Raw genomic sequence first — 25,318 nt, 5'->3', positions numbered from 1 at the left:
GGGGAAGAAAAATGTCTAAAAGTCATTGTGCGATAAACTGCCGTAGTAAATTATACTAATTAAGAAACAGAACGGGAGGGGACTGTACTATGGACAAGCTTGCAATTAGACACATGGTGGAACTGTTAAGGGACAAAAAAGAACACATTATAAAGGATATGGTGTATCCTTTTAAAGATATATTACGCAGTAAAGAAGATCTCGAAGCGTTAAAATTAAGAATATCATTTTTGTTTGATCTATTTTTACTGAAAATTTCGTCAGATACCTGTTTGAATACCGCTGATTTTGGTGCAAGGGTCCAGGAATTTATGTCCCGGTATGATATGGAAGTGGAAGACTTTCTTACAAGATTTGATGAGATAAGGGTGGTCATGGAAAGTCATATATCCTCAATGCCAGTAGATGAAACAAACAAAACATTAACCATTGCAAAACTTTACCGGTTTTTTTTGGACCTTCAAAAAGAGGCTTATTTAGAAACAGCTAAACAAAAAAATAAAGAATTGCTACATAAAGATGATCAGCTTTCCCAATTGAAAAGCGACCGGATGGAGATACTTTCCAAGCTGTCGTCGAGTTTTGCTCATGAAATCCGCAATCCGTTAACGTCCATTAAAGGTTTTATAAAATTGATTGAACAGCGCATGGAGACACCGGTGGAAGAAAAAAACTACTTTAGTTATATTTATAATGAAATGGAAGAACTCGAGCAGCAGGTAAATCAGATCTTATTTTTGTCGCATGAAAAAAATCATCAGGATATCTATTTTACTTCTGTCAGTTTAAACCAATTGTTATATGATGCTGTAGACTATTTTCAGCCCCTGTTTTATCAGAATAAAATAAATGTGGAACTGAACTTATGTGAAAACGTCACCACGTTAGGTATAGAAGAACAAATTAAACTTGTACTTTATAAATTAATGCAGAACGCCCATGATGCCCTGATAATGAAAGAAAAAAACAGGTGTTTGAAAATATGGCTTACTAAAAAAGAGGCTGATGCCCTCATTACTTTTTCAAATAATGGCCCTCCAGTCCCGGCGCTAATCAGACAATCGATGTTTGAACCTTTTGTGAGTACTAAAGAGCTGGGAAAAGGATTAGGACTGGCGGTTTCAAAGCAGTTAATGAAAAAACACGAAGGAGATATCGATTATACTTCAAAGGAAGGTTGGACCGTTTTTAAACTCCGTTTCCCTGTGGAGAAAGAAGTCAGGCAGTAAGTAGTAATTAATTAGTTTTCCTGTCGAAAATATGGTATGATAAACGTTATGGTTTATTCTAAATAAATGGCGAATCACACTAATTTTTTTTCCAGAAGACTACCACAGGGCGGCTGTTAACAGACAGAGAGCAGCCAAGTATGATTTAGGAGTGTTCATATGCAGAAAGAATGGGATGTTATCAGCATTTTACGCCATTATCGTCACGATTTGTTAAACCATATTCAGTTAATTAATGGTTATTTAGCAATGGGGAAAGTTGAAAAAGTCCAAAGTTTAATTGATGAATTAGTGCGGCAATCTAAGAATGAAAGCCAGTTATCAAATTTAAATTTGAATCAGTTTGCAAAAGAAGTGCTGACTTTTAACTGGGAAGCGCACTCTTTTCATTTAAAGTTTGAGGTACTTTCTAAAGCGGATGATTGGTCATACTGGGAAGAAATGATTGTATCTTTTTTTCGGGAATTGATGAGTCTGTTTGATGAATACACTAAATTCGGCGAAGACCAGAATGTCTTTTTAATGATAAATGATATTGAAGAAAAAGTATTGGAAATAGATTTTCAGGGCAGTCTTTGTGTAGATAAGGACTGGCACAGGAAAATCACCCGTTTAGAACAAGCTTATGGACAGCAAATTGATGAAATTGAGTGGAATGAGTCCGAATGCTATGTAAGGTTCTGTGTAGAGAGAGTTAATCAGAGAAAGTACGCGGAAGGCAGCTATACACAGCCTTAACAGGAGCATTGGATGAAGAGGTGAAAAGAATGTTTGTTGATAAAGTAAAGATTTATGTAAAAGCTGGCGACGGTGGAAATGGAATTGTCGCTTACCGCAGGGAAAAATACGTTCCGGATGGTGGTCCGGCTGGCGGCGACGGAGGCAAAGGAGCTGACGTCGTATTTGAAGTGGATGAAGGTTTAAGAACCCTGATGGATTTCCGTTACCAACGCCATTTTAAGGCTGACCGCGGTGAAAACGGACGTCCGAAAAACCAGCATGGCAAAAGCAGGGATGCAATGACTGTCAGAGTCCCGCCGGGAACAACTTTAACAGACGAAGAGACTGGGGCGGTCGTGGCTGATTTAACAGAACACGGCCAGAGAGCCACTGTTGTAAGAGGAGGGAGAGGCGGTCGAGGTAATTCAAGATTTGCTTCTCCTTCAAATCCGGCGCCTGAAATTGCTGAAAACGGGGAACCAGGCCAGGAAAAAGAGCTGGTGCTGGAACTGAAACTACTGGCAGACGCAGGCCTTGTCGGTTTTCCAAGCGTCGGAAAGTCTACATTCCTGTCCGTAGTCTCAGCTGCTAAACCTAAAATTGCAGATTACCATTTCACTACATTGGCGCCGAATCTGGGAGTGGTTGAAACAGATGACAAGAGGAGTTTCGTTCTTGCAGATCTTCCGGGGCTTATCGAAGGGGCTCACTCCGGGGTCGGACTGGGACACCAGTTTTTGCGCCATATTGAGAGGACAAGAGTTATTGTGCATGTCATTGATATGAGCGGTATCGAAGGACGGGACCCTTATGAAGATTACCAGACAATTAATGAAGAATTAAAACAATATAATATGCGGCTGACAGAACGACCGCAGATTATTGTGGCTAACAAAATGGACCTCCCTGATGCAGAAGAGAACCTGGAGATTTTTAAGGAAATGGCTGGAGAAGATGTTGAAATCTATCCTGTCTCTGCAGTTACAAAACAAGGTCTTGCCGGAGTATTGAGAAGCATCGCTGATAAAGTGGAATCTACACCTGAGTTTCCTCTGTATGAAGAAGAAGAAATAGATCAGCGTGTCGTGTATAAGTACACTAAAAAAGAAGATCCGTTCAAAATTATTAAAGATGATGATGGCGGGTTTACTATAGAAGGACATGAAATTGAAACAGCGTTTAAAATGACTGATTTCAATAGACATGATTCAGTTCAGCGCTTTTCCAGAAAGATGCGCCGGATGGGGATTGATCAGGCACTAAGGGATTTAGGTGCTGAAGACGGCGATACGGTCCGAATCCTCAATTATGAATTTGAATTTATTGAATAGACGAAAAGCCGTAACAGCCCAAAGTACTGTTATTGAAGGTACAAGGGAACTGTCACGGCTTTTTATGTATTAATATTGAATTGAATATTCAGAAATCGTCAGAGGCAGTGTTGTCAACTTCTTAATCTGACTTTATAATGGTGGAATAGGTTCCTTATCAGGTGGTGAACAATTTGAAAAAAAGAACAGACCAGTTTTATTTAGTAAGAGAAGATATGCTGCCGGATGCTATGCTGAAGACAGCAGAAGCTAAAAAAATTCTGGATAGCGGGAAACAGTATAAAATAAATGAAGTGGTAAAGCAGGTGGATTTAAGCCGCAGTGCTTTTTATAAGTATAAAGACGGGATATTTCCCTTTCATACAATGGTAAAAGAGAAAATTATTACTTTATCTGTTCATCTGGAAGATCAATCGGGAGCACTCTCCAAACTTTTGTCGACGGTGGCTCAAACAGGCGCTAATGTCTTAACAATAAATCAGACGATTCCTCTTCAGGGGAGAGCTACGATTACATTAACTATTGAAACAGCTGCGATGAATTCAGATGTTACGGTATTGTTAAAAAAACTTGAATCGCTTGAACCTGTAGTGAAAGTTGAACTTATAGGTTCCGGTGCTTAAATTATTTGCAAGTCAGTAAAAGGAGTGGAACGGTGTGGAAAGAACAGGTTATTTAGGTCCACAAGGATCATTTACAGAAGCGGCAGCCAAGGCTCTTGTACCAAATGATGAACGGGTGCCTTTCCGTTCTATTCCAGATACAATGGATGCTGTGAAAGAAGGGACTGTCAGCCGCGCGGTTGTACCTATGGAAAACGCAATTGAAGGCTCGGTAAATATTACACTCGATTATTTTATTCATCATCAGAGGATGAATATGGCAGCTGAAATATCTGCTCCGATTGAGCAGCATTTACTTGTTGCTCCATCACACCTGAAATCATGGGACAGGGTGAAAAAGGTTTATTCCCATCCTCATGCCATTGCCCAGTGCCATCAATTTTTACGAACATACTTGCCTGAAGCGGAAATTTCTTACGTTAACTCAACTGCAGCTGCCGCAAAATATATTCAGGAAAATCAGCAGGAAAATGCAGCAGCTATTGCGAATGATATTGCGGCAGAAGCGTACGGGCTGAAGATAGCTCAGAAAAAAATTAATGATTACGAAAATAACCGGACACGGTTTATGCTTTTTACCAATGAAGAAGCTCCTTTCACAAACGGGTTTATTTCAGCTAAAACAGACTATAAAACGACTATGATGGTAGGTTTATCGTCAGATTACTCAGGAGCTCTCCATCAGGTACTTGCGGCATTTGCCTGGAGAAAAATTAATTTATCGAAAATAGAATCCAGGCCTACTAAAACAGGCTTAGGGAATTATTTCTTTATTATCGATGCGGCAATGAAGCAGGACGACATTCTTATTCCTTCCGTCTGTGAGGAATTAAAAACTTTAGGGTGTGAAGTGCAAATTTTAGGGAGTTACCCTTGTTTTACATGGGAAGAGTTAAGCGGGTTTCAAAAAGAAATGGTGAAAAAAGAAGTTACTTAACCGTCATTTTTTGATGACTGTGACGTCACGGCTTACAGCCTGGTGTCACAGTTTTTTTATTTTCACTTCTAATACACCAGCATGGTACATATATTTTTGTGAAGTAAACTGTCATAGGCGTATTTATAGTGACGATTCGCCCAAGTGTGCATAGGATAAAGTGACATAGTATGGGAGGGATCTTTAAAGTGAAAATGCATATCGTCCAAAAAGGTGACACCTTATGGAAGTTATCAAAAAAGTACGGGGTCGACTTTGAAAAACTTAAACAGGCAAATACTCATTTAGCTAATCCGGATATGATTATGCCGGGAATGAAGATTAAAATACCTTCAGTCGGAAAGCCTATGAAAAAAGAGCAGGTAAAAACACCGGCAAATGAAGCACCTGTAAAAAAAGAAATGCCAAAAGAGAAGCCAGTTAAAGAAAAGCCTGTAAAAAAAGAAGAAAAAAAGCCTGAAGCAGTGGCTCCGGCACCAATGCCGCCGCCCAAGCCAAAACCTAAGCCGAAGCCTCAGCCATCTTATCACATGCAGCAGGCTAAAATGAATGTCAATGTATATAAGCAGCCTTCCTATCCAAAAATGCCCGCTCCACCACCGGCACCAAAGCCGCCTAAAGAAAAGAAAGTGAAAGAAAAACCTAAGGCGAAGCCGAAAGAGATAGTTATGCCAACTCCAATGGAAAAAATGCCTGAAAAGAAAAAGCCAGCGCCGGCTCCTAAACCAGCGCCTATGCCTGCAATGAAAAAGCCGATGCCGCAGCCCGAAATGAAGAAGCCAATGCCGCAGCCGTATCCAAAGCCTATGCCTATGGCTCCTATGGAAGGATGTTTATCTCCTGAACAATTGTGTGCTTATCACCCGCACGGAATGTGGCCTCAGGGAGCTGTACATGGTATGTACCACCAGCCTTACCATCCGCAGCATATGATGCAGATGGGTATGCAGCCAATGATGCCAATGATGCCTATGCCGCAAATGCCGCAAATGCACCAGATGAATCAGATGCCTCATCCACAGCAAATGCAGCAGCCATATTTCCAACACCCTTACCACCAGCAGCAATACGGTCACCAGTCGCAGGTGAGGCATGATACAGACAGTGAAGAAGGTCAGGAACAGGTCGAAACAGAAGAGAGGGGTAACAGTGACTATGGCGATTTAACAAATGACGCCTATGGACAGGGGACTCAGCCTGCTTATTCATATCAGCATACTCCTCCCCCTTATGATGCTTATTACGGAATGATGCCGTGGACGTATCCTCCTCTGCAGAGGACTTTTACAGAACAAAAGGCGCATGAGGAGGATGAAGACGCTTAATACCTTTATTTAACAGGATTATTTTATTCTTTTCCGATCACCCTATATGGTGAAAGGAGGAGAATGAATGAAAAAGATGACTTTATGTTTATCACTTGCTACATTAATGTTCACAGGTATTACTGGTTGTGGAGACATGGATAATGCTAATAACGTTGAAGGCCAACGTTTTGGCGGTCAGAACCGTTATGAAACAGGTTTTGATGGCCAGCGCATGGATGGCACTGGCATGGGTAGTGCAAATTATGGCCAGCGCGGAATGATGGGCAGAGAAACAGAGCGTTACGGCATGAACACTCCAGGAGGCCAGGACCAAATGACCGGTTACCAGGGAGCTGCTAATCAGCGTGGCGGGATGTTTGGCAAAGGCCAAGGCCGAGGCCGGTTCGGCGGACAGCAAGGATTTGCTGACGGACGTGGAGGTTTCTTTGGCAGAGGTCAAGGTGGAAGAGGCTTTACAGGAGGGTTTTCCAGAGGTATTACTGGTAATGACAGACCGGGTATGGTTGACAGCAATGGTTTAATAAACGGCCGTCTTCGCGGTTTAAACCGTACTGAAGGTTTTACTCAAACTGAAGGCTTTAACCAGCATCAGGCCGATGGCCAATTAAACAGAGGCACCAGAGGCCAAATGGATGGAATGGCCGGGCGCACTCAACAGCAAGGCGGAAGAGGTTACTTCGACACTGATGAAGGAAGAACAGCAAGAAAAATTGAGAATCGCGTAGAAGATATTGAAGGCGTTAGAGACGCTAACGTGATTGTCAGAGACAATGATGTAGTAATCGCCGTGGAAGCCAGAGGCAATAACGAGCAAATCGAAGATGAAGTAAGATCTCTTGTAGCAAATATGGATGACGATAACCAAATCTTTGTCGTTACCGAGCGTTCAGGTGTGGAGCGAATTCAGGGCATGGAAGACAGGCTGAGAGATGGCCAGCCATTTGAAGAAGTCGGCGCTACTTTTAATGCGATGCTTGATGACCTTGGAGATGCTATTCAGCGTCCATTTGAACGAACCAGATAATTATAAACTGCATAAGGTTAAGGGTATCCCGTTTACAAAATGGAGATACCCTTTTACTTTGCTATGCCAGTTTTGCCTTTCTTCGTGTTGTGCTATAGTAAAAACAGAAAGTTTAAGCTGGTGCAAGGGGGAATTGGAAGATGGCAGGACATTCGAAATGGAGTAATATTAAACACAGGAAAGGCCGGCAGGATGCCAAAAAAGGAAAAATATTTACTAAATTATCTAAAGAAATTTTTCAGGCAGTCAGACAAGGCGGGGATGAGCCGGGGACCAACCACAATTTAAGATTAGCTATAGATAAAGCGAAACAAGCTAATATGCCAAACGATAATATTGATAGAACGATAAACAAAGCGCTTGGCAATGTTGAAGGAGTTGTATATGAAGAGATTACATACGAAGGGTATGCGCCTCATGGAGTAGCGGTTTACGTGCAAGCTTTGACTGACAATAAAAACCGGACAGCAGCTGAAGTCAGGCTGGCTTTTAATAAAAATAATGGAAATCTCGGTGAAAGCGGCTGTGTTGGATTCATGTTTCAAAGAAAAGGAGTACTTTTATTTGAAAAAAATGAAAGCCTTGACGAAGAAGCATTTATGCTCGAAGCAATTGATGCCGGTGCAGAAGACGTTCTATTTTTAGAAGAAGCGTTTGAAGTATACACTGCCCCTGAGGAATTGCAGCAAGTAAGAAAAGCACTAACTGATACTTTGGAAACGGATCCTTCGGTGTCGGAGGTTTCTATGATTCCTGATACTTACACTCCTGTTAGTGAGACTCAGGCAGAAGAAGTCCTTCAGCTTATTGAAGCTTTGGAAGATAACGATGACGTTCAAAATGTATACCACAATTTAGAATTAAAAGACTGACTTACTATCTTGTAATGAAGGAATAAATTCCCTGTCTGATGGCAAAGCTAGGCATGAATAGCTTAAATTCATTTTTTTCAGACGGGGGGCGGCTGACATGCCAATGTTTGTGATCATAATAAATCAGAACCAGCCAAATAAATATAAAGAGCGTTTGCTGTTGATAGGTGCCGTATTATTTATATCTGCTGTCTTTGTAAGTAATACTTTACCGGATGCTGTGGCGCTGGCTGACGCGCCGAAAGTTTCAGAAGGGCCGCATGAGGTGGAAGTTGTGTTGCAAAGACATTACCTTGACGGGGAAATCAGTGAAGAAGAAATAGAAGAGACAATCTGGTCAATGGAAGATTTCTGGTCTTATTATAATGATTGGGATCTGGTTAATCTGAGTGAGCATCAAATTGTATTTAAAAAACATATTAATGATATTTCCCCATTATTGAAAATGCACGGATATTTTGGTGTGGACGAAGACGGCACACTGAGTATTTATAATGGGAAACCTCAGGAAAATGAGGTTATTCAATCGTTCTTCCAGATTAATACAAAACAATTGAAAAGCCACATTCATGAATCTCTTATGGAAGGAATACCTGTTTCAACGAGAGATGAGTATATGGAAGTCTTGAAAAATTGCAAAAAATATGCCATAAATGGTTTATAAAAAAATTATTAAAAGCTGCCCGGTGCACGGCAGCTTTTATTCGTTTTCGCTGGAGACTGACCCCCGACTTTGTTAAGGATTTATGCTAAAATAGAAATATGTGTTCGTATTAGAATTAATGAGTGGGGGAAAAACGGTGATTGAATGTTTAAAAGGAAAAGTTATTAATATAGAACCGGAAACTGTCGTAATAGAAGTACAGGGAGTCGGTTATTTGATATATGCAGGAAATCCATACAAGTATGAGGAATGGCTGAATGAAACAGTTATTGTTTATACTTACCAGCACGTGAGAGAGGATGCTATACGGCTGTACGGTTTTCGCCACCGCGAAGAACGGCGGCTGTTTGAAAAATTACTTCAAGTATCAGGTATAGGCCCTAAAGGGGCACTTGCTATTGTTGCCTCAGAGCAGCCGGGGCTCGTAGTGGAAGCTATTGAAAATGAAGATGAAAAGTTTTTAATTAAATTCCCTGGGGTTGGAAAGAAAACGGCCCGGCAGATTATTTTGGATCTTAAAGGAAAAGTGGAAGAGTTTGTCCCTTCTCTGACTCAATCTGTGCCAGGCGAAGCCAGGACGTCCAGAACTTCTTCATACTCCCAGGAGCTTGAGGAAGCAATAGAGGCTTTAAGAGCCTTAGGTTATATAGAGAAAGAAATAAAGAAAGTTATTCCGACGCTTCAGAAGGAGTCTCTCAGTACCGACCAGTACATTAAACTGGCATTAAAAGAAATGCTTCAAAGATAAAATGAACGAGCTACAAATCGGAGGAAGATAGTATGGAAGAACGTATTGTCAGCGGAGAAGCTCAAGGACAGGAAGATTGGGAAGAGCGAAGCCTCCGTCCCCAATCGTTGTCTCAATATATCGGGCAGAAAACAGTCAAAGAGAATTTGACGGTATTTATTGAAGCGGCCAGAATGCGTGAAGAATGTCTGGATCATGTGTTGCTTTATGGACCGCCAGGACTGGGGAAAACAACATTAGCTATGATTATAGCTAATGAAATGGGAGTAAATTTAAGGACTACTTCAGGACCTGCAATTGAACGTCCTGGAGACCTCGCAGCTGTACTTACTGCACTTGAACCGGGAGATGTCCTTTTTATTGATGAAATACACCGGTTAAACCGCTCCGTTGAAGAAGTGCTTTATCCTGCTATGGAAGATTACTTTCTCGACATAGTAATAGGAAAAGGACCGTCAGCACGCTCTGTCCGTCTGGACCTGCCTCCTTTTACTCTTGTTGGAGCAACAACGCGGGCGGGCATGCTTTCAGCACCATTAAGAGATCGGTTTGGAGTAGTCAGCAGGCTGGAATATTATACTCCCTCCGAATTGGAAGAAATCGTGGAACGCACTGCGGAAGTTATGGACGTAAAAACAGATAAAAAAGCAGCTGAAGAAGTGTCCAGGCGGTCACGTGGCACGCCGAGGATTGCTAACCGTATTTTGCGGAGAGTGAGAGATTTTGCGCAAGTACGGGGCGACGGCACAATTGATTATGCTATTACAAGCGAGGCTCTGGATCTGCTTCAGGTTGACAAGCTTGGACTTGACCATATAGACCACAAACTCCTCAGGAACATAATTGATAAATTTCGGGGCGGGCCTGTAGGGCTGGATACGATTGCAGCGACAATTGGGGAAGAAGCCCACACGATTGAAGACGTATACGAACCTTACTTGATGCAGATAGGATTTTTGCAGCGTACGCCGCGCGGGAGAATGGTAACTCCTCTTGTTTATCAGCATTTTAATATGGAGGTGCCTGAACGGTGACTCAAATTCCTAAACTGTTAATCATAACAGGAGTCGTCATAATCATTGCCGGCCTGGTCTGGCAGGTAGGAGGAAAATACTTCTCTTTGGGTAAATTACCCGGCGATATTATTATACGCAGGGAAAATTCGACGTTTTATTTTCCGCTGATGACATCTATTATTATCAGTGTGGTGTTATCTTTAATTTTATATTTATTCGGACGATTTCGATAAAAGAAAGGAAATAAAGTAATGGATGTATCACAATTTGATTATGATTTACCGGAAGAACTGATAGCTCAAACCCCTTTAAAAGACCGTATAGGTTCAAAACTGTTAATAATGGACAAAATAGATGGAAATATTAACCACGGGCGCTTCCCGGATCTTCTGAATTACCTGGAGAAAGGCGATACACTCGTACTAAATAATACAAAAGTAATTCCTGCAAGGCTATTTGGCGTAAAAAAAGAAACGGGTGCGAAGATCGAACTCCTTCTTTTAAAAGAAGAGGAAAATCATACGTGGGAAGCATTGGTCAAGCCGGCAAAAAGAGTCAGGGAAGGAACCGTGATCGATTTCGGTAACGGTTTATTAACCGGCGTATGCAAAGAGGAAATGAAGGAAGGGCGCCGAAAGATTACTTTTCATTTTAATGGCATCTTTCACGAAATACTGGATCAACTTGGAGAAATGCCGCTTCCTCCTTATATTCAGGAGCAACTTGAGGAAAAGGATCGTTATCAGACCGTCTATGCTGAGCATCGCGGGTCTGCAGCTGCACCCACAGCCGGGCTGCATTTTACGACAGACCTTTTGGAAGAGGTTCAAAGAAAAGGCGTGAAAATTGCTTATGTAACGTTGCATGTCGGCCTCGGAACTTTCAGGCCAGTCTCCGTCGACACCGTAGAAGATCACACCATGCATGCGGAGTATTATGAGATTGGAGATGAAACGGCAGAGCTGCTTAATAAAACGAAAACAAATGGAGGGCGCATTATTGCTGTAGGGACAACATCTGCGCGTACCTTGGAAACTATCGCACGGGATAATGAGGGAGACTTTAAACGTTCGAGCGGATGGACAGATATCTTTATATTTCCTGGGTACCAGTTTAAGGCCATAGACGGGCTTTTAACAAATTTCCATTTGCCGAAATCCACTCTCGTTATGCTAGTGAGTGCGTTTGCAGGAAAAGATAATATTCTTGCAGCCTATAAAGAAGCAGTAGAAAGACGCTACCGATTTTTCAGTTTTGGGGATGCTATGCTGCTTATTTAATTAAAGTAATGAAAAGAAAGAAGGAATAAAATTATGCAAGCTATTACGTATGAACATATAAAAACATGCCGGCAGTCGGGGGCGCGTCTCGGAATCGTGCACACACCCCATGGATCGTTCGAAACACCGATCTTTATGCCTGTAGGTACGTTAGCAACAGTTAAAACAATGAGCCCTGAAGATTTAAAAAGTATGAACGCGCAGATTATCTTAAGCAATACTTATCACCTTTGGCTGCGGCCTGGAGAAGATATTGTAGAAGAAGCTGGCGGCCTTCATAAATTTATGAACTGGGATCGCCCTATTCTGACTGATTCAGGCGGGTTCCAGGTTTTCAGTTTAAGCGATTTGCGTAAAATTACAGAAGAAGGGGTACACTTCCGAAATCATTTAAGCGGCGAAAAGTTATTTTTAACGCCTGAAAGGTCAATGGAAATCCAGAACGCCCTGGGACCTGATATTATGATGGCTTTTGACGAGTGTCCGCCATATCCAGCTGAGCATGCTTATATGAAAGCTTCGGTGGAACGGACAAGCAGGTGGGCTGAACGCTGCCTTGAAGCCCATTCGCGTGCGGAGGATCAAGGGCTATTTGGAATTATCCAAGGCGGGGAATATGAAGACCTTCGCCGTCAGAGTGCAAAAGATCTTGTTTCCCTTGATTTTCCGGGATATGCAATAGGCGGTTTATCAGTAGGGGAACCTAAAGACGTCATGAATAAGGTACTGGAGCATACGGCACCGCTATTACCCGATAATAAACCCCGTTATCTGATGGGGGTAGGCTCGGCTGATTCTCTTATTGACGGGGCGATCCGCGGGATAGATATGTTTGACTGCGTGCTGCCAACAAGAATTGCAAGAAATGGTACCATTATGACTAGTGAAGGACGTTTAGTGGTCCGTAATGCCTCGTATGCCAGAGATTTCAGTCCACTCGACAAAAATTGCAGCTGTCATGTGTGCCAAAACCATTCCAGAGCGTATATCAGGCATCTAATTAAATGCAATGAAACGCTGGGGCTTCGGTTGTGTTCTTACCATAATTTATACTTTTTACTTGAATTAATGGAAAAGGTAAGACAAGCGATCCGCGATGACCGCCTGCTCGATTTTAGAGAAGAATTTTTTGAAGCATACGGCTTTAATAAACCAAACGCTAAAAACTTTTAATAAAACGTTTAACTTTCCTATCTTTTGATTGATTTTTAAAGGGAAGTTTGTCTACAATAGTACGGGAGAGTTATTTAATGCCATTCGAGGTAAACGAATGAAATAAGGCACTTTTGCCGGTTTAGACCTTCATATGAGCGATATATGGCAAGAGTAAAGGTGTTAGTTTTGAAAGGGGTGAAATGAATGGACTTATTTGGTGCTTTAATCCCGCTTCTGCTTATGTTTGCGATTTTCTATTTCCTTTTAATTCGCCCGCAGCAAAAGCGTCAGAAAAAGGTGCAGGAAATGCATGCTTCTCTTCAAAAGGGAGATAAAATTATCACGATCGGCGGTCTTCATGGTACAATTGATGCTATTGATGACAATCGTGTGGTAGTGAATGTTGACGGTGCTCAAAAACTTACTTTTGACCGTCAGGCAATAAGGGAAGTAATTAACCCTGACTGATAGCTGGAATTTCAAAAACGGCTTCCATTTTCATGTGGAAGCCGTTTTTTCAGTAGGAGGAATGATCAGCTGTCCCTGTGCGAATTTCCATGGATATTGACACCGATCATCCCTCCGAAAACCCCTGTTATCAAGTAACCGCTGTGCATGAGCAACTGCTGTAAGTCAAAGGTTTCGTTAAAACTCAAGTACTGTGTCAGAAAGACAGTTAACGAATAAACCAAAGCTGTAAGCGCACCAGCAAACCAGCCCCGTTCACCTGTTCTCCCTCCTGAAATATATCCTCCAATAAACAAGGCAATAAAAGAAAGGATAATTAAAATCCAAAGGAATGTTCCTTCCGCAATTTCCGTATAGCGGAGAATGACTGAGCTTATGAAACTGGCTGCTATCACTATTATAAAGATAGCCAGAACGCCATAAAGCACACTGCTGATTAATCTGTGGGAAAGCATATTAACTCACCTCTGTCTTTTTTATAATTCTTATTCTGCCAGAGGGGGAAATAGACGGGCTTTTTTTAATAATTTTTGCATTGATTTGTATGACAGAGTGTTTTTTAACATGATTGTCCACTCTTTTTCATAGAATGTATCGATGAAACAGGGAGGGACGTTGTTCTATGGAATGGATTCTGGCACTAATTATATTTATCGCAAGTTATACGCTCATTATAGCGGAGAAGTTCAACCGTGCACTTGTCGCGTGTCTCGGCGGGGTATTTATGCTGCTGGCGGGTGTTTTAAATTTGGAGAATGTCTTCTTGCAGCATATTGACTGGCACACTATTATTCTGCTTTTATCGATGATGATTCTTGTCTCTATTACGAGTCAGAGCGGATTATTTGAGTTTTTGGCTATTTCCCTGGCCAGGATGGTTAAGGGAAAGCCTGTTGCTTTATTAGTAGTCATTTCCACTCTTACCGCTGCCGGATCTGCGCTGTTAAATAATGTTACAACTGTCCTTCTCATCGTACCTATTGTTATAACACTTACCAGTATGCTGAAGATCTCTGCCATTCCCTATTTGCTGGCTACTATACTTGCTTCGAATATAGGAGGCACGGCTACGCTCATTGGGGACCCTCCTAATTTAATGATTGGCCAAGCCGTTGCCCATTTAAATTTTAATGATTTTCTCATCCACCTGGGACCTGTTGTTCTGGTAATTTATATTGTAGTAATTGCAGGGATTTCTTTCCTTTACAGAAACAAGTTGACGGTAAGAGATCACGACCGGAACAAGTTAATGAATGTGAATCCGCGAATTTATTTGACTCGGCGTTCACTGCTGTTTAAATCTGTCACTGTCCTTATATTGACCACAGCGGGGTTTATTGCTCAGCCTCTGCTTAATGTAGAGTTAACAAGTATTGCTATGGCTGGCGCTCTGCTACTTATGCTGCTGACGAATGATGACCAGAGGACGGAGGAAGTTTTCCAGACGGTGGAATGGGTAACTATTTTCTTTTTTGCGGGATTGTTTATGCTGGTTGGGGGGTTAAAAGAAACAGGATTAATAGATGAAATAGCTAAATCGATCATTTACTATACGGAGGGGGATGTTCCTTCTACGTCGTTATTAATTTTATGGTCCTCAGGAATTTTATCAGGGTTTGTTGATAACATTCCTTTTGTCGCTGCGATGATTCCTGTCATTCTGGAATTCCAGGAATACGGAATGACAAACCTTGACCCTCTATGGTGGGCCTTAGCTTTAGGAGCCTGTCTCGGAGGAAACGGCACACTTATCGGGGCGAGTTCAAATGTCATTGTCGCGGGCCTTGCCATGAAGGCAAAACAGCCGTTTACTTATGTGGACTTTTTAAAAGTCGGAGTGCCGACTGCTCTTGTATCATTCGTTATTTCAAGCATTTATCTGTATTTCAGATATTTAACTGATTTTTTATAAACGCAGGAATGGAATTGCTCTCTTTAAGTATTCTTCTGGTTAAAATGGTAAACCTATACAGAGGATATGAGAATGAGGGAGAGAGAAATGGAGCTTTATATTATAGTCATTCGGACGCTCGTTATTTATGTTGTCATTTTGGTTGTTTTCAGACTCATGGGGAAAAGGGAAATTGGACAATTATCCATCGTCGACTTCGTCATTTCTTTAATGATCGCTGAACTGGCGGTTATGACTATTGAAAATATCCGGGTTCCTGTCACACATCAGCTTGTGCCTATGTTTCTGCTTATGATGATTCAGATTTCCCTTGCTTATGTCTCTTTAAAAAGCAGAGGGTTAAGAAAATTAATCGACGGTAAACCATCGGTCATCATCCGGCAGGGAAAAATAGATGAAAAAGAAATGAGCAGACAAAGATATAACTTTGATGATTTAATGCTTCAGCTCAGGCAGAAAGATATCCAGTATATGTCTGATGTGGAATTTGCTATCCTGGAACCTTCAGGGGAATTATCGGTCATACGAAAGGACCCTGATCAGCTTATTACCGGAAAGCCATCCTTCCTCCCGCTTCCTTTAATACTGGATGGGGAGATCCAGGCTGATCATCTTGAGGAAATAAAGCAGGATGAGAAATGGCTGAGACAAGAACTGAGAGAGCTGGGGTACTATAATGTGAAAGAAATCTCTTTTTGTTCTTTGAATAAAGACCACTCCTTGTACGTTGATTTAAAAGATAAGTAATGCCAAAAACTGGGGGGACTGTCCCCCCAGTTTTTGGTTTGCATTAAAACCACTTTTTTATGACGGGCATTTTTTTGAGTTCATTTTTGTGGATAAGCTTCATAAGGAGGACGAGAGCCATATAAATGACAGATGTAAATAAAATACTGATAACAGTCTGCCATAATAATGAATAATCGTGGCTAAGCGAAATCCAGACAAGGCGGCCGGCAAATCCGCTGATTGCCATGGCTGCAAGTACTTTAAAAGTGTCACGGAGGTGGACCGTGAAACTAATCGCTTTCACAAGGGTGGCAAAATGGAGCATGGTGACTAACAGAAAACCTAGAACAATAGCTAAGGCTGCGCCCATGATGCCTAACTCCGGACGGGAAGCGAGGATAAAAATGGCTGCTGTTTTCACTCCTGCCCCTATCAGGCTGTTGATCATCGCAGCTTTTGCCAGGTTAAGGGCCTGAAGGGTTGCCTGAAGTGGACCTTGAAAATACAAAAAGAGACTGAACGGCGCCATAATTTTTAAATAACTGGCTACTTCAGGAGCATTATAAACCAGATCCATGACGGGTTCTGCAAATATATATAAAATTACAACAGCACCGCCGCCGGATATCAGTGCAAAGCGAAGGGCCTGGGCTAAACGGTGGTGAATCATCTCATAATTTTTTACAACAGCTGCTTCACTTATAGCAGGAACCAGCGAAACGGATAAAGAATAAGTAATAAACGTAGGCAAGAGCAGCATGGGGATAACATATCCCGCGAGTTCGCCGTACTGGGCGGTAGCCACCACGGTTGCAACTCCGGCAATAGCCAGGCTCTGGGCAACTACAATAGGCTCAAAGAAAAAGGAAATTGAACCGATCAGCCTGCTGCCTGTAGTCGGGAGCGCGATTGTCATCAAATCATTAAATGTATCTTTACCTTCTTTGATCTGGCTGACAAACTGTTTTCTTACTTTAAACGTTTTTCTCCGTTTAAACATTGTAATCATAAATACAAGGGAAGCAAGCTCTCCAAGCACAACAGAAACCATAGCTCCTGCGGCGGCGTATTCAACCCCGTAAGGCAGGAACAAAGAAGTTAAGGCGGCAACGAATGTAATTCTTACAACTTGCTCAATCACTTGTGAATAGGCTGTAGGCTTCATGTTCTGCAAGCCTTGGAAGTAACCTCTGATGACAGATGAAAGAGCGACAATCGGTACAATTGGTGAAATGGCGATTAACGGGTAAAAGGCTCTGCTGTCAGTCAAAAAAGTAGAAGAAACAACTGGCGCAAATAAAATCATACAAGCTGTAAAAACAATGCTTAAGGTTCCTGTGACCATGAGGGAAACTGCCAAAATTCGTTTAATCCTCGGTCTGTCGCCTTCCGCGTCTGCTTCAGCGACCAGTTTGGATATGGCAACCGGCAGTCCAAGCTGGGTTAAAGTAATGACAAGCAGTAATGTAGGAACAGCCATCATATACAGGCCGACCCCTTCAGCACCCATAATCCGCGCAACAACTATTTTATTAATAAAGCCGAGAATCCGCGTTACTAACCCTGCTAAAATTAGAATAACGGCTCCTTTTAAAAAAGTTTGTCTAGTCATTCCGGTCCCTACTTTCTTTTCAAAAATCATAGATTTTTTCGCTAAAGATGTATATGCTGAAAAGGTGGCCAAGCATGACAAGGTTTAGAAAATAAATATATATTTTTTAAATCTGCTAATATACATAGTGAAAAAGGGACAAACAAAGGAGAAGTGAAAAAGGTGGAATGGAAAAATATTTACAGAGGGATGCTGATGGGAGTCAGTAACATTATCCCGGGGGTGAGTGCAGGGACGATTGCACTCGTTTTAGGTATTTATGATAGATTAATTGTTTCCATTAGTGATTTTTTCAGCCCAAGGTGGCGTCAGACCTTAGGGTTCCTTATACCTTTAGGGATAGGGATTATTGGAGCAATTATGGCCTTCGGCAGACTGATCACGTGGCTGATTACCCACTTTGAGCAGCCGACGCAGTTTTTCTTTTTAGGACTTATCATCGGAGTGGTTCCACTGCTCTTTAAACAGTCAGATATGAAAAAAAAATTTAAGGCAGTACATTATACAGTGCTTATTCTTACGGCTTCCCTCGTCGGAACTATAGGTATAGTAAATCCCGACGAGACGGCTGTCGTCCTGGACCTGACAATGGTTAACGGCATCTGGTTTTTTATTGCCGGATGGGTGGCCAGCATGTCATTGCTTCTTCCGGGGATGAGCGGAGCGCTCGTTCTCATTCTGTTTGGTGTGTATTACACAGCAATGAACGCACTGGCTACGCTGGATTTACCTGTTATATTCATTCTTGCTTCAGGAATAATCGTCGGTTTTGTTATCAGCAGTAAGTTTATAAAATACTTGCTTAACAATTTCCCGTATATGACTTACGCCGCTATAATAGGCCTTCTGCTCGGATCGTGTGTGCTCGTTTACCCGGGGTTTGGCAACGGGGGGGCTGCAGTTTTCCCAAGTCTTCTCACTTTCGCTGCGGGTGCTTATACAGCTCTTATGCTAGGTTCAAAAAAATAGTTTGCTGCTAAAAAGTGATCCTGCTGTTCTTTCTTTTTCTATTAAGCAGCCGGGTCAAAACTGACTAAGCTCTCTCTGAACAATCTATTATTCGAGGAGGTAAACTAAATGGGGATAGAACAGTGGAGTTACTGGAAAATTAAGCTCGAGCCAATTATTCAAAGTAAAGTAGAAGAGTGGCATATGCTGGGTTACGAAAACGTAACAGAGAAAGATGTATGGGAATGTTTTATTGCTAAACTGGAAAAAAATAAAGACAAACCCGATAAAATAAGGACACACTGGATTGCAGCTGAACTTTTCAGACTTAAAGCCAACGACTATATGAATTTATTAACTATTGAAGCTTATAAGGGGCCTGACTGGTTTGACCGTGATGAACCGGTGGATGGCCGGTTAAATTCTTATGAGGAGGACCACGCTTAGGTATTCTGCCTGATATTGACACTGGTTTTTCAATATCGCTATAATGGTACTACTGGTTTAAAGATACAGGTGTATTGCTTTAGCTTTTTAACTGCAGAGTTAGAGATATACGAAACGTTTAATCAAACGGTCCTGCTTTCCGTTCAGGACCGTATCGTTATGTGGATTTGTGAAGGAGGAGCATGCGTTCATGAAAAAGAGAAAAGGGGTCAGAAAAGGGCTGATTGTTGCATTCTTTGCCATAATAATTGCACTAGGCGCTCTGATTGCAACAAATGTCCAGGACCACGCAGAAGATATCAGTTTAGGGCTGGACCTTCAGGGAGGCTTTGAAGTTTTATATGAAGTGGAGCCGGTAGATGAAGGAAGCGAAGTGAACAGGGAACTGCTAAGTGACACTGTAAGTGCGTTAAATGCGCGGATAGATGTCCTCGGGGTTTCAGAACCAAATATTACGATTGAAGGAGAAGACCGGATCCGGGTGCAGCTGGCAGGAGTTACCGATCAGGCGGCAGCCCGTGAGTTATTATCGACTGAAGCACGTCTTTCATTCAGGGATATAAATGATGAATTAAAAATGGACGGGTCTGATTTAGTTGAAGGAGGAGCGAGACAAAGCTTCCACCCTGAAACTAACCAGCCGATTGTAACAGTAACAGTTGATGATCCTACTCTTTTTGAAGAGATAACGAGAGATTTAAGCAACCGTCCTCCTGGAGAAAACATCCTGGCAATATGGCTGGACTATAACGAAGAAGATTCTTTTGAAGAAGAAATAGCAAAAGAAGATTCCAAAATCGTCTCAGCGCCTACAGTCAGGCAAGTCATTCCCAGCAGAGATGTGATGATTGAAGGCGGTTTTACGGTCGATTCAGCTCAGGAGCTTGCCGGTATATTAAATGCAGGGGCATTGCCGGTGGAATTGACTGAACTGCAGGCTGAATCAGTAGGAGCGTCTTTAGGTGAACGTTCTATGGATATGGCTATCAACGCCGGGATGGTTGGTGTAGCCCTCATATTTGCTTATATGCTTGTTTACTATCGTTTTATGGGAATAATTGCTGTTTTAACTCTCACAGCATATATCTACTTAGTGCTTGTTGTCTTTAATTGGTTAAACGCTGTTCTGACACTTCCTGGTATAGCTGCGTTAATCTTGGGAGTGGGCATGGCGGTAGATGCTAATATTATTACTTTTGAACGGATAAAAGATGAACTGCGTTCTGGCAAATCAACGATCAGCGCTTTCCGAGCCGGAAGCCGCCGCTCATTATCGACCATTCTTGATGCCAATATTACGACTATTCTGGCTGCCGGTGTCCTTTTCTATTTTGGCACCAGTGCTGTTCAAGGCTTTGCTGTTATGCTGATTGTCAGTATTTTAACAAGCTTTATCACTGCTGTGTTTGGGGCGCGCCTGTTGCTGGGGCTGTGGGTGAACAGCCGTATTCTTAACAAAAAGCCCCGCATGTTCGGCGTGAAGGAGCGTGAAATCAGTGAACTTTGATCACGAACAAACAAAACTCGATTTTATTAAGCATAGAAAGAAGTTTTTTATCTTTTCAGCAGTATTTCTGTTAACAGGAGTCATTCTTCTGGCGACTTTAGGATTAAACCTGGGAATAGATTTTCAGAGTGGAACTACTATAGATGTCATGGCTGAGGAAACAGTAACAGCCAATGAAATTAATGAGCATTTTGAAGAAGTCGGACTTACTCCGGACGATATTACGCTTGCCGGAGAAAATAATGAAATCGGACGAGCTTCATTTATTGGCGGATTGAATCAGGAAGAAACGTTGGCTGTGCAAAGTCATTTTGAAGATGTATACGGCAACACGCCAAACGTGAGTACAGTAACGCCGATTGTCGGGGAAGAATTAGCCCGGAATGCAGTGATTTCAGTTCTGATTGCTGCAGTGGGCATTATACTTTATGTCACTGTCCGATTTGAATTTTTGTACGGTATTTCAGCGATTATAGCCTTATTTCATGACGCGCTTTTCATTCTTGCTATTTTCAGCATCGTACAAATGGAGGTTAATATTCCATTCATTGCTGCGGTTCTCACGATTATCGGTTATTCAATTAACGATACGATCGTAACGTTTGACCGTATTCGTGAGAATATGAATTTTGAGAAAAGAGTAAAAGACTTTTCCGACTTAGCCAGAGTGGTCAACAAAAGCCTGGTGCAGACTCTCGCACGGTCAATTAACACTGTCCTGACAGTCCTGTTTGCAGCGGGTGCGCTGTTTATCCTTGGCGGTGAAGGCCTTCGCACGTTTTCGTTTGCACTTGTGGTCGGCCTGGTAGCAGGAACTTACTCCTCACTCTTTATTGCCGCGCAAATCTGGCTGGTGCTGAAATCACGTCAGCTGAAAAAAATCCGTTACCGCAAGGTACAGACAGAACAACCGGAAGCATAAAGAAAACGGCGCCCAGCGCCGTTTTTTTGTTGGACTAAGGGAATGTTAAAAATTAATTATTATATGGAGCCTCCTGACCAGATTATTAACAAATAATTTGGTTCCAGTGTATAAAAAAGGTAAGATAAAACCAAAGATGTGATTAGTTGTGAAACTTAAGGAAGTGGTTAATTTGACAAGTCAGGACCAGGATATCAGATATAAAAAAGTGCGTTTTGGCGCATGGATAGGTATTACAGGGAATGTCGTTTTAGCTGTACTGAAAGGAATTATCGGTATGCTGGCAGACAGCCGCGCCTTAGTGGCTGATGCCGTCCACTCAGCTTCAGATGTGGTCGGCTCTGTAGCAGTTCTGATCGGTATAAGGGCCGCTAAACAGCCTCCGGATGAAGACCACCCCTATGGACACGGAAAAGCTGAAACAGTTACGGCAATTATAGTGGCTGTCCTGTTGTTTGTGGTCGGACTGGAAATCGCTATTAGTGCTGTACGTTCTTTTTATGAACCGATAGCTGTTCCCGGAATAATTGCTATCTATGCTATTTTATTTTCTATTGTTGTGAAAGAATTAATGTTTAGGTATAAAATCTTTTTGGGTAAAAAATATAAAAGCGATGCTTTAGTCACTGATGCCTGGCATCATCGTTCTGACGTCTTTTCTTCGCTGGCTGCATTAGTGGGTGTCGGTGCTTCAATTGTTGGCGGAAACATCGGATTAGACTGGCTGGTTTATATGGATCCTGCAGCTGGAATTTTTGTATCTCTTTTGATTATGAAAATGGGCTGGAAATTGGGCAGTGAAGCGATTCATAACACTCTAGACCACGTCCTCCATGAAGAAGACACAGTTGAAATGTTCGAAAAAGCCGGCAGGGTAAAAGGTGTGATGAAAATCGACGAACTTCTTGCAAGGGAGCACGGCCATTATGTCATAGTGGATATAAAAATAGCAGTCGATCCGCAAATCACAGTGGAAGAAGGACACAGTATCGGAAAAGAAGTTAAAAAAGAACTGATGGAAGATGGGTACGTTCAAGACGTCCGTGTCCATATCAACCCTTATACGAGAGAGGAGACATAAAATGAAAGGACAATGGGGTTTAATTACAGGTCTCGTTTTCGTGCTTATCATTGCCATTTTTGCTGTTATTAATGTAGACCCTGTAGAGGTTAATTATTTATTCGGCCAAAACGAGTGGCCGCTTGTACTCATTATCCTCGGTTCAGTCCTTATGGGCGGACTTATTGTCGGCAGTGTGGGGATGGTTAAAATTCACCGCCTTCAGCAGGAAATTAAACAGTTAAAATCCAACAGTGGAGATGCTAAAAGAAAGGGTAAAAAAGAATCAGATAAGCCTGATGATCCTTCCGGGCAACATAAAAAACATGTTTAATGGTCCTTTGATTCATTGCTCCCGCTCCTGACCTTTTGTATAATAAGTGAGTCAGGGGTGGTTTTTTTATGCTTTCTTCACAAGCAGTATGGAATGTAACGGAAATTGATGAAGAAGAAGTCGTTCTTCTTTCAGATAAAACAGGGATATCAAAAATTGCGGCAAGGTTTCTTGTCCAGCGCGGAATTAAAACTAAAGAAGAAATAGACGCGTTTTTACATATGGATGAAGAGGCTGTACATGATCCTTTTCAATTAAAAGATATGGATAAGGCTGTTGGAAGAATTAAAACAGCGATTCAGGCCGGGGAACGCATCCTTATTTTTGGAGATTATGATGCGGATGGCGTGACCAGCACGTCGCTTATGTATATGACGCTCAGGGAAATCGGAGCCGAAGCCGGATTCTATGTTCCTAACAGGTTTACGGAAGGATACGGACCAAATGAGAATGCCTTCCGGCAGGCGGCGGAAGAAGGTGTCTCTTTAATTATTACAGTAGATACAGGTATTTCTGCTGTCCATGAAGCTCAAGTTGCAAAAGAACTGGGCATTGATTTAATTATTACAGATCACCATGAACCGCCGCCGGAACTTCCCGAGGGATTTGCCGTTATTAACCCTAAACAGGAAGGGTGTTCTTACCCGAATAGCCATTTGGCCGGAGTAGGGGTGGCTTTCAAAGTAGCCCAGGCGTTGCTTGGCAGAATCCCTGAAGAATACTATGATCTGGCTGCTATTGGCACGGTAGCCGATCTCGTGTCCCTGCAGGGAGAAAACAGATTTTTAACAATAAAAGGGGTACAAGCGCTCTCAAGGTATCAGCGTCCGGGTTTAAAAGCTTTATTAGAAAGGACAGGCTCGAACCCTCAGGAACTGAATGAAGAACAGATCGGTTTTTTAATCGGACCGAGGCTGAACGCAGCTGGAAGACTTGATGCTGCCGATCCTGCTGTTGAGTTATTAATCACCGGCGATTTGGCAGAAGCCGATGAGTTAGCACAAATGGTTGATGACCTGAATAAAGAAAGGCAAACAATTGTAAAAGAAATCGCCGCAGAAGCAGAGACCAAAGTAGAAGAAGAAGGCGTTCCGCCTGTCATTGTAGTTGGGAATGAAGGATGGAATGCAGGCGTTATCGGCATTGTGGCCAGCAGGCTTGTAGAAAAGTATTACCGGCCTGTGATCGTCTTAAGTTACGATCAAGAGACAGGGTTAGCGAAAGGGTCAGCCAGAAGTATTAAAGGTTTCGATATGTTCCGCTCACTGTCCCAGTGCAGGGAATGGCTGCCGCATTTCGGCGGGCACCCTATGGCGGCCGGAATGACTTTAAAGATTGAACATGTAGAACTTCTAAAAAATAAACTGACCGACATCGCGCTGAACAGCTTATCGGAAGATGATTGGAAAAAATCTCTTGATATCGATCTTCCAGTATCATTGGAGGAGGTTTCCCTTCAGGCTATTTACGACTTGCAGCAGATGGCGCCATTCGGGATGGGGAATCCCGCTCCTAAATTCTTAATTGATGATGTCAATCTTCAAATGATCAAAAAAATTGGTGCTAATGGGGACCATTTAAAATTGGTTGTAGAAAATACCGGGAAAGATAAACAGCTGGATTGCATCGGTTTCAGAATGGGGAATTTGCATGACCATATTTCTCCCCTATCAAGAGTATCCGCAGTAGGCAAGCTCGCAGTTAACGAATGGAACGGGCAAAGTAAACCGCAATTCATTATAGAAGATTTGAAAGTAAAGGAATGGCAGCTATTCGATTTCAGGGGAGATAAGAGGCTGTGGCAAAATGAGCCTTTTATGAACCTTGGGCTTTGTACAGTGGTGGTCTTCCAGGAGTCCTCAAGTCAATGGTTCAGCCGCTTGCCCGGCCATTGGGAAATAGTCAGGTACTTTGATGAGAGTGCGGATCTTGAAAAAATTGAAAAGGCTGATAATATACTCTTATTGGATTTGCCTGACACCACAGAAGCGATTAAACAGGTTATCAGCATGGCTCATAAACTTGAGAGGCTTTTTGCAGCATTTATCCATGAGAAGGACTATTTCTTTGAAGCGGTTCCTACAAGGGACCAGTTTAAATGGTTTTACGGTTTTCTGTTAAAGCGGCAATCATTTGATATAAAAAACAGAACACACGAACTGGCAAAGTATAAAGGCTGGTCAGAAAACGCAGTCCACTTTATGAGTAAGGTGTTTTTTGAACTGGATTTTGTTAAAATGAACAATGGTGTGATTGAAATAAATCCCCAGCCGCAAAAAAAAGATCTAACTGCATCATCTACTTATCAAAAACATCTTGAACTAAGTCATATTGAAAATGAATTATATTATTCATCCTACCGCTCGTTAAAACTCTGGATGGACCGGGTTATAAATAACGATCACTTACCATCGGCAATACAGGCATAATTTAAATATTATAGAGATGAACG

Annotated in this window: 26 protein-coding genes; 24 read left to right on the top strand and 2 right to left on the bottom strand. The window is 42.1% G+C overall.

What is annotated here, in order from left to right; all coding sequences use genetic code 11:
* The first annotated feature begins 89 nt into the window (after positions 1-89).
* From BMW59_RS04890 to yajC, 15 genes are all read left to right on the top strand, one after another.
* Entirely contained in the window at positions 90-1,229 is a 1,140-nt protein-coding gene (locus BMW59_RS04890; protein ID WP_093048100.1) for an ATP-binding protein, read from the top strand.
* Between the two features lie 159 nt (positions 1,230-1,388).
* Positions 1,389-1,967 carry a Spo0B C-terminal domain-containing protein gene (locus BMW59_RS04885; RefSeq protein WP_093048098.1) on the top strand — a complete coding sequence of 193 codons (579 nt, stop codon included), beginning with the start codon at positions 1,389-1,391 and terminating at the stop codon, positions 1,965-1,967.
* A gap of 29 nt (positions 1,968-1,996) precedes the next feature.
* Entirely contained in the window at positions 1,997-3,280 is a 1,284-nt protein-coding gene (gene obgE / locus BMW59_RS04880) for a GTPase ObgE (RefSeq protein WP_093048096.1), read from the top strand.
* Positions 3,281-3,453: 173 nt separating this feature from the next.
* Entirely contained in the window at positions 3,454-3,903 is a 450-nt protein-coding gene (locus BMW59_RS04875) for an ACT domain-containing protein (protein ID WP_093048094.1), read from the top strand.
* A 34-nt stretch (positions 3,904-3,937) separates the two neighbouring features.
* A complete protein-coding gene (pheA, locus tag BMW59_RS04870; protein ID WP_093048092.1) occupies positions 3,938-4,840 on the top strand; it encodes a prephenate dehydratase in 903 nt (300 codons plus the stop codon).
* A 194-nt stretch (positions 4,841-5,034) separates the two neighbouring features.
* Positions 5,035-6,165 (top strand): SafA/ExsA family spore coat assembly protein, encoded by a 1,131-nt coding sequence (safA, locus tag BMW59_RS21315; RefSeq protein WP_245732956.1) that lies wholly within the window; start codon positions 5,035-5,037, stop codon positions 6,163-6,165.
* Positions 6,166-6,232: 67 nt separating this feature from the next.
* Complete coding sequence (locus BMW59_RS04855; RefSeq protein ID WP_093048088.1) at positions 6,233-7,192, top strand: YhcN/YlaJ family sporulation lipoprotein; 960 nt, start codon at positions 6,233-6,235, stop codon at positions 7,190-7,192.
* A gap of 140 nt (positions 7,193-7,332) precedes the next feature.
* The gene (locus BMW59_RS04850; protein ID WP_093048084.1) at positions 7,333-8,064 is read left to right on the top strand and encodes a YebC/PmpR family DNA-binding transcriptional regulator; all 732 of its coding nucleotides are present in this window, start codon (positions 7,333-7,335) and stop codon (positions 8,062-8,064) included.
* Positions 8,065-8,161: 97 nt separating this feature from the next.
* Positions 8,162-8,728 carry a BofC C-terminal domain-containing protein gene (locus tag BMW59_RS04845; protein ID WP_245732949.1) on the top strand — a complete coding sequence of 189 codons (567 nt, stop codon included), beginning with the start codon at positions 8,162-8,164 and terminating at the stop codon, positions 8,726-8,728.
* Between the two features lie 136 nt (positions 8,729-8,864).
* Complete coding sequence (gene ruvA, locus BMW59_RS04840) at positions 8,865-9,476, top strand: Holliday junction branch migration protein RuvA (protein ID WP_093048081.1); 612 nt, start codon at positions 8,865-8,867, stop codon at positions 9,474-9,476.
* A gap of 32 nt (positions 9,477-9,508) precedes the next feature.
* Positions 9,509-10,510: a Holliday junction branch migration DNA helicase RuvB gene (gene ruvB / locus BMW59_RS04835; protein WP_093048078.1), complete on the top strand. Its 1,002-nt coding sequence runs from the start codon at positions 9,509-9,511 to the stop codon at positions 10,508-10,510.
* Positions 10,507-10,725 carry a DUF2905 domain-containing protein gene (locus BMW59_RS04830; protein WP_093048074.1) on the top strand — a complete coding sequence of 73 codons (219 nt, stop codon included), beginning with the start codon at positions 10,507-10,509 and terminating at the stop codon, positions 10,723-10,725. The genes ruvB and BMW59_RS04830 overlap by 4 nt, the downstream gene beginning before the upstream one ends.
* A gap of 18 nt (positions 10,726-10,743) precedes the next feature.
* The gene (gene queA / locus BMW59_RS04825; protein WP_093048072.1) at positions 10,744-11,772 is read left to right on the top strand and encodes a tRNA preQ1(34) S-adenosylmethionine ribosyltransferase-isomerase QueA; all 1,029 of its coding nucleotides are present in this window, start codon (positions 10,744-10,746) and stop codon (positions 11,770-11,772) included.
* Positions 11,773-11,805: 33 nt separating this feature from the next.
* Positions 11,806-12,945 carry a tRNA guanosine(34) transglycosylase Tgt gene (gene tgt / locus BMW59_RS04820; RefSeq protein ID WP_093048070.1) on the top strand — a complete coding sequence of 380 codons (1,140 nt, stop codon included), beginning with the start codon at positions 11,806-11,808 and terminating at the stop codon, positions 12,943-12,945.
* A 186-nt stretch (positions 12,946-13,131) separates the two neighbouring features.
* Positions 13,132-13,395, top strand: coding sequence for a preprotein translocase subunit YajC (gene yajC, locus BMW59_RS04815; protein WP_093048068.1), 264 nt, complete (start codon positions 13,132-13,134; stop codon positions 13,393-13,395).
* 65 nt (positions 13,396-13,460) lie between these two features.
* On the opposite strand, the gene BMW59_RS04810 is transcribed toward yajC, so the two are convergent.
* A complete protein-coding gene (locus tag BMW59_RS04810; protein ID WP_093048066.1) occupies positions 13,461-13,850 on the bottom strand; it encodes a TIGR04086 family membrane protein in 390 nt (129 codons plus the stop codon).
* Between the two features lie 167 nt (positions 13,851-14,017).
* Between BMW59_RS04810 and BMW59_RS04805 the strand changes: the two genes are divergently transcribed.
* A complete protein-coding gene (locus BMW59_RS04805) occupies positions 14,018-15,307 on the top strand; it encodes an ArsB/NhaD family transporter (protein WP_093048064.1) in 1,290 nt (429 codons plus the stop codon).
* Positions 15,308-15,394: 87 nt separating this feature from the next.
* Positions 15,395-16,054, top strand: a complete 660-nt coding sequence (locus BMW59_RS04800; RefSeq protein WP_093048520.1) for a DUF421 domain-containing protein — start codon at positions 15,395-15,397, stop codon at positions 16,052-16,054.
* A gap of 43 nt (positions 16,055-16,097) precedes the next feature.
* Here BMW59_RS04800 and spoVB read toward each other — a convergent pair whose 3' ends face one another.
* Positions 16,098-17,648: a stage V sporulation protein B gene (spoVB, locus tag BMW59_RS04795; RefSeq protein ID WP_093048517.1), complete on the bottom strand. Its 1,551-nt coding sequence runs from the start codon at positions 17,646-17,648 to the stop codon at positions 16,098-16,100.
* A gap of 162 nt (positions 17,649-17,810) precedes the next feature.
* Between spoVB and BMW59_RS04790 the strand changes: the two genes are divergently transcribed.
* The 7 genes from BMW59_RS04790 (at position 17,811) to recJ (ending at position 25,295) form a co-directional block, all read left to right on the top strand.
* A complete protein-coding gene (locus BMW59_RS04790; protein WP_093048062.1) occupies positions 17,811-18,617 on the top strand; it encodes a DUF368 domain-containing protein in 807 nt (268 codons plus the stop codon).
* Between the two features lie 108 nt (positions 18,618-18,725).
* Entirely contained in the window at positions 18,726-19,043 is a 318-nt protein-coding gene (locus BMW59_RS04785) for a post-transcriptional regulator (RefSeq protein WP_093048060.1), read from the top strand.
* Between the two features lie 190 nt (positions 19,044-19,233).
* Positions 19,234-20,550 carry a protein translocase subunit SecD gene (gene secD, locus BMW59_RS04780; RefSeq protein WP_093048058.1) on the top strand — a complete coding sequence of 439 codons (1,317 nt, stop codon included), beginning with the start codon at positions 19,234-19,236 and terminating at the stop codon, positions 20,548-20,550.
* Positions 20,540-21,472, top strand: coding sequence for a protein translocase subunit SecF (gene secF / locus BMW59_RS04775; protein WP_093048056.1), 933 nt, complete (start codon positions 20,540-20,542; stop codon positions 21,470-21,472). The genes secD and secF overlap by 11 nt, the downstream gene beginning before the upstream one ends.
* Before the next feature lie 148 nt (positions 21,473-21,620).
* On the top strand, positions 21,621-22,553 hold the full coding sequence (locus tag BMW59_RS04770) for a cation diffusion facilitator family transporter (protein ID WP_245732948.1): 933 nt from the start codon (positions 21,621-21,623) through the stop codon (positions 22,551-22,553).
* A 1-nt stretch (position 22,554) separates the two neighbouring features.
* Positions 22,555-22,866: a LapA family protein gene (locus tag BMW59_RS04765; protein ID WP_093048054.1), complete on the top strand. Its 312-nt coding sequence runs from the start codon at positions 22,555-22,557 to the stop codon at positions 22,864-22,866.
* A gap of 68 nt (positions 22,867-22,934) precedes the next feature.
* Positions 22,935-25,295: a single-stranded-DNA-specific exonuclease RecJ gene (gene recJ / locus BMW59_RS04760; RefSeq protein WP_093048051.1), complete on the top strand. Its 2,361-nt coding sequence runs from the start codon at positions 22,935-22,937 to the stop codon at positions 25,293-25,295.
* The last annotated feature ends 23 nt before the right edge of the window (positions 25,296-25,318 follow it).

The sequence above is a fragment of the Salipaludibacillus aurantiacus genome (assembly GCF_900111295.1).
Taxonomy (GTDB): Bacteria; Bacillota; Bacilli; order Bacillales; family Salisediminibacteriaceae; genus Salipaludibacillus; species Salipaludibacillus aurantiacus.
Note: the sequence above shows the minus strand (reverse complement) of the source record. Positions and strands in the feature narration are given on the sequence as shown.